This window comes from Deltaproteobacteria bacterium (assembly GCA_016234845.1).
Taxonomy (GTDB): Bacteria; Desulfobacterota; Deferrimicrobia; order Deferrimicrobiales; family Deferrimicrobiaceae; genus JACRNP01.
This window is the reverse complement of sequence record JACRNP010000086.1, coordinates 1-8275: the sequence shown is the minus strand read 5'-3', so window position 1 is coordinate 8275 and position 8275 is coordinate 1. Positions and strand designations below refer to the sequence as shown.

The following is an 8275-nucleotide window of genomic DNA, read 5'->3' as shown; positions in this document are numbered from 1 at the left end:
CTCGAAATACGCTCTTCCCCGGTTGTTGTGCGCTTCGGAGCCGCCCCCCTTCCCGATGGCCTTCGTGAAGTCGGAGACAGCCTCCCCGTATCGTCCGAGGGAGAAGTTCCTGTTCCCGCTGTTCATCAACGCCGGCACCGAACGGTCGTCCCGGGCCGCTGCCGGGATCTCCGGAGGTTTCGCCTTCGGGGCCAGGGCGCATCCCGCCACGGCCACGCCAACTCCGACAATGAGCGCGCAGGTCCGGAAGCGCCGCGACGCCGCCCATTCGGAAACGATCGACGATCGAATGATCCTGTTCCGCCTTCTCCAGCTGGACATGGGACTATTATCCGAAAAATCACGGCCACTTGACAGAAAATCGAGGAGCCGCGCCACCCGTGCGCCGGACGAGGCCGGTGTGGTATCTTTTTTGGGCGCTCCCCAATAAGCGACGGAGGGTTGCCTCGCATGGCACGGATCAACGAACATTACCTGAAGCTCAAGGCCGGATACCTGTTCCCCGAGATCGGCCGCCGGGTGCGGGCGTTCGCGGGGGCGAACCCCAAGGCGAAGGTCATCCGCCTCGGGATCGGCGACGTGACGCTTCCCCTTCCGCCCGCGGTGATCGAAGCGTTCCACGCCGCGGTTTCGGAGCTCGGCGACGGGAAGACGTTCATGGGGTACGGCCCCGAGCAGGGGTACGATTTCCTCATCGAGACCCTGATCGAAAAATCGTACGCGCCGCTGGGCGTGACGCTCCAGCCGACCGAGATCTTCATCTCCGACGGATCCAAGTGCGACACGGCGAACATCCTCGACATCTTCGCGCTGGACAACAAGGTGGCGATCGGCGACCCGGTGTACCCGGTCTACAACGACACCAACGTGATGATCGGCCGCTCGGGGCCGGCGGACGAGCGCGGCTACTACGCCGGGATCGTCTACATGCCGTGCACCGAGGGGAACGGATTCTTCCCCGCCCTCCCGAAGGAGCGGGTGGACATCATCTACCTCTGCTTCCCGAACAATCCCACCGGCGCGGTGGCCACGAGGGAACAGCTGAAAGGGTGGGTCGACTACGCGCTGGCCAACGACGCGGTGATCTTCTTCGACGCGGCGTACGAGGCGTTCATCACGGAGCCCGGGTACCCGCACTCCATCTACGAGATCGAAGGCGCGCGCAAGTGCGCTGTCGAGTTCCGGAGCTTCTCCAAGACCGCGGGGTTCACCGGCGTCCGGTGCGCCTTGACCGTCGTCCCCGAAGACGTCGTCGCGAAGACGCCGTCCGGGGAGGCGGTGCCGCTCAATCGGCTGTGGAGCCGCCGGCAGACCACCAAGTTCAACGGCGTGTCCTACCCGGTGCAGAGGGCGGCGGCGGCGGTGTACACCGGGGAGGGGTGGCGGCAGACGCGGGAGATGATCGATTACTACATGGCGAACGCCGGGATCATCCGGGAGGGGTTGAAAAGCGCGGGGCTCACGGTCTACGGCGGCGTCAACGCTCCGTACATCTGGCTCAAGACCCCGGGCGGAATCTCTTCATGGGACTTCTTCGATAAACTGCTCACCGAGTGCAACGTCGTGGGGACGCCGGGGAGCGGATTCGGGCCTTCGGGGGAGGGGTTCTTCCGCCTGTCGGCCTTCGGCAGCCGGGATAACGTGACGGAGGCGGTCGGGCGGATCCGGAAGAACCTGAAATAGCGGTCGCGGCCGGTCCGGCGGTCAGCCGCGGCCGGGCTTGCTCCCCGCGGGGCCCTGCGGGATCGGAAACGGCGTGACGTTTCCCGGCGCCGCGGACAGCGCCACGATCTTGTTCGCCCCCTCTTTCTCGACCTCGTCGATCCGCACCACGGCCTGCAGCGGGATGTAGGTGCGCTTGACGCCCGCGAATTCGGATTTGAGCCGTTCCTCGGAAGGGTCCACCAGCACGCCCCCCCGGTTGCCGAAGAGGATGTCCTCCACCTCCACGAAGGCGAACAGCGCCCCCTGGCCCACCTTTCGGGCGTGGAGTTCGTACAGGCTCCCCTGGTTCTGGAAGAGCACCCGGTAGACGGGTTTCGGCTTCACCACGGCGAATGGACGATCCGGTTCATACCACCCGAGTATATCAGGTTCGATCGGGTGGATGCGACCCGGGAGAGATGCGCGGTGCTAAACCTCCGATGCGTCGCTCGATGCGCCGCTCCCCCGGGCCGTCCGCACGGGACTACGCCGACTGGTGGGCCCGGTCGCCGTCCCTCGGGATCGGGCTCCCGTCCGCGATCAGCGTGTCCAGCTTGTGGCTGATGGAGATCTTGATGTTCTGGATCGCCTCCTTGCGGGTGTCCCCGTAAGCGCGGCAACCCGGCAGGGCGGGGCACTGCGCGCGATACCCCCCGTTTTCCTTCGGCCCCAGCAGCACGGTGTACGTGTACGTTTTCATCTTTTCAGACACCTCCCTTTTGTTCCCAGCCTTGCCCCCTCCCCGATGATTCCGCTGTACGGAATATCCGGGGCGTCCAGTGTCCGGCGGAACGCAATCCGCCGGGAAGGCGGTGTTGGTTACCTGCAGCCGGTTAAGGGAACCGTTGTCGGGATCAGGCGATCGGTGGTCGATAGATGTCGGGAAGGTGGGACGCGTACCGCGCGCGAACGATGGCGTCCGCGAGCAACTCCCCCGCCTGGGGAGAGGTGACCACGGGAGAGAACGACTCCCCGAGCGCCACCGTGCAGACGACGCAGGCGCACACATGGTTCGTTTCGTCGGATTCTTCGGTGATCTCTTTGTTCAGACTCGGAGTAATCCGGGAGGCGGCCCGCAAGGTGTCCGCGGGCCCTTCATGGAAGAACGAGTAGTCGTCGGCTCCCGCCAACGGCGACGCCATGAGGCAAACCAACACGACGACTACGACCCGGATGGACCGAAGGCGAATCGTGGCGCGGATCATGGTCTCCGGTGCCCGAGCGGATTCCGGGGGGGTGACGATCGGAGGCGCGGATTCCCTTTCCCCGTTTTAAACATTGATCGCATAAAACGGGGCGGGACGCAATCGAAAATCGTTCCTTACTATACCCGTTCCGTCAACTTTTATGGCGATAAAGGATTAGCCCGTGCGAGGGGTCGTACGGCGATACCCCGATGGTGACCCGGTCGCCCACGATCACGCGGATCCGGAACCGCCGCATTCCCCCGCCGAGCTTCGCGGCCAGGGTCTGACCGTTCTCGAGTTTCACGACGAAATGACCGCCGCCGCGGGCTTCGGTCACGGTTCCTTCAAGATTCGCCAGATCATCCTTCGCCATCAGCCACGCTCCGCCTTTCATGTATGCGAACAACTTATCACAGTTGGGAGGGATCGTGCCGCAAACGGACTTCAGTACTGGATATTCCCGGATGGGAAAAACGTCCGGCCTGTCGTTTTATTATGTGATTAGGCGATAAATTACGAAGAGATCGGGTAGTTATTCGGCCTGGATGGCCGCAACTGCCATGGCGTTTACGATGTCCATCGGCGCGCACCCGCGGGACAGGTCGTGGGCGGGCTTCGCCAGCCCCACCAGCAGCGGCCCGATCGCCTGGGCGCCCGCCAGCCGCTCCGTCAGCTTGTAGGCGATGTTCCCGGAGTCCAGGTCGGGGAAGACCAGGACGTTGGCCCGTCCGGCCACGCTGCTGCCGGGGGCCTTCCGATCCCCGATCGCGGCGATCAGCGCGGCGTCCGCCTGGAGTTCGTCCTCGATCGCCAACTCCGGCGCCCGCGCCCTGGCGATCTCCCCCGCGCGCCGGACCTTGACCACGTCCGGGTGGTCCCCGCCGCTCCCCTTCGTGGAGAAGGAGAGGAGCGCGACTCTCGGCGGCTGGCGCAGGAAGCGGCTCCAGAAGCGGGCCGCGAGGATCGCGATGTCGGCCAGCTGTTCGGCGTCGGGGTTGGGATTTACGCCGGCGTCGGAGTATACCAGTACGCCGTCCTCCCCCCAGCGAGGGTCGGGGTGGACCATGAAGAAGCAGCTCGAGACGAGGCGGACGCCTTCCTCGAGGCCGATGATCCGGATCGCCGCGCGGAGAACGTCGGACGTGGCGTGGACCGCGCCTCCGACGGTTCCGTCCGCCATCCCGTGGCGCACCATCAGGGCGGCATGTTCGAGCGGCCTCGACGAAACCCGCCGCGCCTCCTCCGTCGACCGGACGTCCTTCCCGCCGCGCAATTCGAGATACGCGGCCGCGAACTCCCCGGCCGATGGGGAGTCCGCCGGATCTTCCGACCGGATCCCCGCCAGGGTCACCCCCGCATCGACGGCCGCCTCCGCGATCCGAATGGAGCGTCCGAGCAGGACCGGGGTCGCCACCCCGGAATCGGCCGCCAGCCGGGCGGCGGCGACCACGCGGGGCTCCTCCCCCTCGGGAAGGACGATGGTCTTCTTCCTGCCCGCGGCCCGGGCGCGCAGCCCGGCCAGGAAGTCCCCCACTCACTCCCCCCTGTACACGGGCTTCCGCTTCTCGCGGAAGGCGGCGAGCCCTTCCATCCGGTCCTTCGTCGGGATGACCGCTTCGTACGCAGCCGTCTCCAGCGCGAGAGCGCTGGCCAGATCGGTCTCGCACCCTTCGTTGATCGTCCGCTTCGCCTGCCGCAGGGCGATGGGCCCGGCCTCGAGCATCTGCCCCGCCAGCTCCATCGTGGATGCCGGAAGCTCCTTGGCCGGGACGACCCGGTTCACCAGCCCGATGGAGAGCGCTTCCCCGGCCCCGATCCGGCGGCCGGTGAGGATCAGTTCCTTGGCGCGCCCCTTCCCGATCAGGCGGGGCAGCCGCTGGGTTCCGCCCGCTCCCGGGATGATCGCCAGCCGCACTTCCGTGAGCCCGAACGTCGCCGTTTCGGATGCGACCCTCAAGTCGCACGCCAGCAGGAGTTCGGTCCCGCCCCCCAGCGCCAGCCCGTTCACGGCGGCGATCACCGGCTGCGGAAGCCCCTCGATGGCGGTGAAGGTGTTCCGGATCGTCGTGATGAAGCGGCGGACCTGGTCGGGCGAAAGCGTCTCGCGCTCCTTGAGGTCCGCCCCGGAGCAGAACGCCTTCTCCCCGGCGCCGGTCACGACCACCACCCGCGTGGAGCGGTCGGTGGACAGCTCCCGCACGGTGGACGCCAGCGCCTCGAGGACCGGCAGACTCAGGGAGTTCATGCTCTCCGGCCGGTTGAGCGTGATCGTGCAGACCCCCCCCGACGACTCGACGAGGATCTCCTTGCGGGGCATCCGGCCTACTCCGGGATCTCCACGAGCATCCGCAGCAGCGCTCCGCCCATGGTCTTCCCCTGGTTGTCGGCCCGAAGCGAGGCGGTCGCCCCGCCCCCCAGCGCCTTCTCCAGGACGAAGTTCAGAGCCTGGATGTTCGGCATCTCGTAGCGGCGGACGGGCCCCTGGACCCACCCCTTGAAGTGCTCCCGGACCCGCGCTTCGGTCACCTGCGCGACCAGGATCGGGTAATGTTCGGGCCGGCGGGCGATGAGGCCGATGTTGCACCCGTCCCCCTTGTCCCCGGAACGCGCGTGGGCGATCTCTACCAGCGGAACGCGGCGCATCAGTTCACCTCCACGAAACGGACTTCCGGCTCGATGGCCGCCGCCGGGATGAGCGCCGGCCAGTATTCGAGGATCTCCTGCGGGGTCGACCGCGCCGAATATCCGCCGCCCTGCGGGGGGCCGCAGGTGACGAGGCAGGGAACCTCCGGCCCCAGCTTCTTCGCCTCCTCCGCGGTCTTCGTGCGGATCGCCACCCGGAGGCGAACCTCCTGCGGATCGTTCCCGGGGATCTCCGACAGCGGGCCGTGCATCGAGTTGTACCCGATGTAGTCGAACATCGTCTCCTCGGGGCGAAGACCGATGATCCGGAACCTCTCCGTAAGGACCTTCGCCGCGAGCTTCGCCTTGTCGAGCGCCTGCGGCCACGAGAACGCGAGGTCCGCGTAGGCGCGGTACCCGTTGCTGTAGCTGATCGAGACCTTCAGGGTGTCCGGCGCGGGCCTCCCCTTCGCCCCCCACAGCTTCACGCGGTTTTGGCCGACGTCCTCGACGCGGACCTCGCTGAAATCCGCGACGACGTCCGGGGTGATGTAGCTGCGCGGGTCGCCGATCTCGTAGAGCAATTCCTCCTTCACCGTGCCCGCCTCCACCAGCCCGCCGGTTCCGTCCGGCTTGGTGATGACGGCGGAGCCGTCCTCGTACACCTCGGCGATCGGCCACCCGACGCGGGCGAGGTCGGGGACCCGGTCCCAGCCGCCGGTGTAGTTGCCGCCGGTCACCTGCGCCCCGCACTCGATGACGTGTCCGATGCAGATCCCGCACGCCAGCTTGTCGAGCTCGTCCATCCGCCACCCGAGCTCGTGGATCATGGGGGCGAGGAACAGGGAGGTGTCGGTGTTGCGGCCGGTGACGATGATTTCCGCCCCTCCGCGCAGCGCCTCGACGACCGGCGCCACCCCGAGGTAGACGTTCGCGCTGGTCACGCGGTCGCGGATCGCGGAGATGCCGGAGCCGTCGTCCATGTTCCTCAGCGCGTACCCCTGCGAGGCCAGCGAGTCGATCCGGTCCAGGATGTCGTCCCCCGAGACCGTCGCGATCTTGAGCTTTATCCCCTGGCTCCGCGCGACCTGGGCGATCGCCTCGGCACACGCCTTGGGATTCACCCCGCCGGCGCTCGCGATCAGCTTTATCCCCTGGGCCTTGACCTGCGGCAGGATCTGCCTGCACAGGCCGACGAAGTCGTGGGCGTACCCGCGTGCGGGGTCCCGCTGCTTCTGCTTCTGCATGATCGACATGGTGAGCTCGGCCAGGTAGTCGAAGCAGATGTACTGTACGTTCCCGCTGGAAACCAGCGCCAGCGGCGCGTCCAGCCGGTCTCCCCAGTATCCTTGCCCCGTTCCGATGCGGATCTTCTTCATCGCTCCTCCGGAGATGTCGCCTGCGGTTCCTCGGTCGCCAGGGAGAGCAGCTCCTCCCCCTCCTTCACCAGGCCGCCGACCGGGAAATCGATCCGGGCGACCACCCCGTCCCTCGGGGCCGCCACGGTGTACTCCATCTTCATCGCTTCCAGGATCACCAGCGCCGCGCCCCGCTTCACCGTGTCCCCCGGGGAGACGAGGACCGCGACCACCTTCCCCGGCATGGGGGCGACCAGGCTGCCCCCCTCGGCCGCCTCCTCGCCCGTCAGGGCGTACGGGTCGTGGAGCGCAAGGGTGTGGCTCCCCCCCTGCGCCATCACGGTCAGGACGCTCCCGTTCCGCACCACCGTGGCCTTTTCCCGGGTCCCCCCGAGGTCGGCCAGAAGGTCGCCCGCGGCGTCGAGCTTGCCGCGCGCCTCGAGCGCCCCCCCGGGGAGGTCGAGCAGGTACCCTTCGGGGCGGTAGTGGACCGTGACGGTCACCGTCCGCTCCCCGTCGACGAAGTGGAGGTAGTGGTGGTTGTCGAAGTTGAGCCGCCAACCGCTCGTCCCGTGCCACGGGGAGAACGGATCGTTCGATTCCCCGGCCGCCGCGGCGGCCTCCTCGGCCCGGCGAAGCAGCACGTCGAGCGCCGCGAGAGCGAGCGTGCGGTCGGACGCGGGGAGCGTGTCGGGAAACAGCCCCGCCCGGTGCCGCTCGATGAAGGCGGTGTCGAGATCCGCGTCCGCGAACGCCGGGTGGGCGGCGACCCTCTCCAGGAACCCGATGTTGGTGGTCACCCCCACGACCTGGTATTCCGAGAGCGCCTGCCGCAGCCGCCGCAGCGCGCCCGGCCGGTCGGCATCCCACGCGATCAGCTTGGCGATCATCGGGTCGTAATGGATGGCGACCTCGTCCCCCTGCCGCACGCCGGTGTCGATCCGGACGTTGGCGGTCCCGGCCGGAGGGCGAAGATGCGCGAGCCGCCCGGTCGAGGGGAGGAAGTCGCGCGACGGGTCTTCCGCGTAGATCCGGGCCTCGATGGCGTGCCCCCCGACGGCGAGCTCCTTCTGCGTCCGCGGGAGCGGCTCGCCGGAGGCCACGCGGAGCTGCCACTCGACCAGGTCCTGCCCCGTGATCATCTCCGTCACCGGGTGCTCCACCTGCAGGCGGGTGTTCATCTCCATGAAGTAGAACGCCCCGTCCTCGTCGAGCAGGAATTCGACCGTGCCGGCGCCCACGTATCCGATCGCGCGCGCCGCGGACACCGCCGCCGCGCCCATCTTCACCCGCAGCCCGGGCTTGACCCCCGGCGCCGGCGCCTCCTCGATCACCTTCTGGTGGCGGCGCTGGATGGAGCAGTCGCGCTCGAAGAGGTACACCGCGTTCCCCTTCGCGTCGGCG

Annotated in this window: 11 protein-coding genes; 1 reads left to right on the top strand and 10 read right to left on the bottom strand. The window is 67.8% G+C overall.

The annotated features are described in order from the left end of the window. Positions 1-216: hypothetical protein (locus HZB86_06535; protein ID MBI5905194.1), on the bottom strand; the 216-nt coding region annotated here is incomplete at its 3' end. 234 nt (positions 217-450) lie between these two features. Here HZB86_06535 and HZB86_06530 point away from each other — a divergent pair. Continuing rightward, complete coding sequence (locus HZB86_06530; GenBank protein MBI5905193.1) at positions 451-1683, top strand: LL-diaminopimelate aminotransferase; 1233 nt, start codon at positions 451-453, stop codon at positions 1681-1683. A 21-nt stretch (positions 1684-1704) separates the two neighbouring features. Here HZB86_06530 and HZB86_06525 read toward each other — a convergent pair whose 3' ends face one another. The 9 genes from HZB86_06525 to HZB86_06485 form a co-directional block, all read right to left on the bottom strand. Next, positions 1705-2052, bottom strand: a complete 348-nt coding sequence (locus HZB86_06525) for a DUF1820 family protein (protein MBI5905192.1) — start codon at positions 2050-2052, stop codon at positions 1705-1707. Between the two features lie 136 nt (positions 2053-2188). Continuing rightward, positions 2189-2404 (bottom strand): type II toxin-antitoxin system HicB family antitoxin, encoded by a 216-nt coding sequence (locus HZB86_06520; protein ID MBI5905191.1) that lies wholly within the window; start codon positions 2402-2404, stop codon positions 2189-2191. A gap of 154 nt (positions 2405-2558) precedes the next feature. Then, on the bottom strand, positions 2559-2846 hold the full coding sequence (locus HZB86_06515; GenBank protein MBI5905190.1) for a hypothetical protein: 288 nt from the start codon (positions 2844-2846) through the stop codon (positions 2559-2561). 196 nt (positions 2847-3042) lie between these two features. Then, the gene (gene infA, locus HZB86_06510; protein MBI5905189.1) at positions 3043-3264 is read right to left on the bottom strand and encodes a translation initiation factor IF-1; all 222 of its coding nucleotides are present in this window, start codon (positions 3262-3264) and stop codon (positions 3043-3045) included. A gap of 159 nt (positions 3265-3423) precedes the next feature. After that, the gene (locus tag HZB86_06505) at positions 3424-4413 is read right to left on the bottom strand and encodes a phosphotransacetylase (protein ID MBI5905188.1); all 990 of its coding nucleotides are present in this window, start codon (positions 4411-4413) and stop codon (positions 3424-3426) included. A gap of 12 nt (positions 4414-4425) precedes the next feature. Beyond that, entirely contained in the window at positions 4426-5208 is a 783-nt protein-coding gene (locus HZB86_06500) for an enoyl-CoA hydratase/isomerase family protein (GenBank protein MBI5905187.1), read from the bottom strand. A gap of 5 nt (positions 5209-5213) precedes the next feature. Beyond that, positions 5214-5534, bottom strand: a complete 321-nt coding sequence (locus HZB86_06495) for a hypothetical protein (protein MBI5905186.1) — start codon at positions 5532-5534, stop codon at positions 5214-5216. Next, positions 5534-6892, bottom strand: coding sequence for a DUF1446 domain-containing protein (locus tag HZB86_06490; GenBank protein MBI5905185.1), 1359 nt, complete (start codon positions 6890-6892; stop codon positions 5534-5536). Before HZB86_06490 ends, HZB86_06495 begins: the two co-directional genes overlap by 1 nt. Continuing rightward, the coding region (locus tag HZB86_06485; protein ID MBI5905184.1) for a 3-methylcrotonyl-CoA carboxylase at positions 6889-8275 on the bottom strand (1387 nt) is incomplete at its 5' end. The genes HZB86_06485 and HZB86_06490, both read right to left, overlap by 4 nt.

Bases quoted from the DNA above. Each gene is read 5' to 3' on its own strand.
- HZB86_06530 (MBI5905193.1), top strand. From the start codon at position 451: ATGGCACGGATCAACGAACATTACCTGAAGCTCAAGGCCGGATACCTG.
- HZB86_06520 (MBI5905191.1), bottom strand. From the start codon at position 2,404: ATGAAAACGTACACGTACACCGTGCTGCTGGGGCCGAAGGAAAACGGG.
- HZB86_06515 (MBI5905190.1), bottom strand. From the start codon at position 2,846: ATGGCGTCGCCGTTGGCGGGAGCCGACGACTACTCGTTCTTCCATGAA.
- infA (MBI5905189.1), bottom strand. From the start codon at position 3,264: ATGGCGAAGGATGATCTGGCGAATCTTGAAGGAACCGTGACCGAAGCC.
- HZB86_06500 (MBI5905187.1), bottom strand. From the start codon at position 5,208: ATGCCCCGCAAGGAGATCCTCGTCGAGTCGTCGGGGGGGGTCTGCACG.
- HZB86_06495 (MBI5905186.1), bottom strand. From the start codon at position 5,534: ATGCGCCGCGTTCCGCTGGTAGAGATCGCCCACGCGCGTTCCGGGGAC.
- HZB86_06490 (MBI5905185.1), bottom strand. From the start codon at position 6,892: ATGAAGAAGATCCGCATCGGAACGGGGCAAGGATACTGGGGAGACCGG.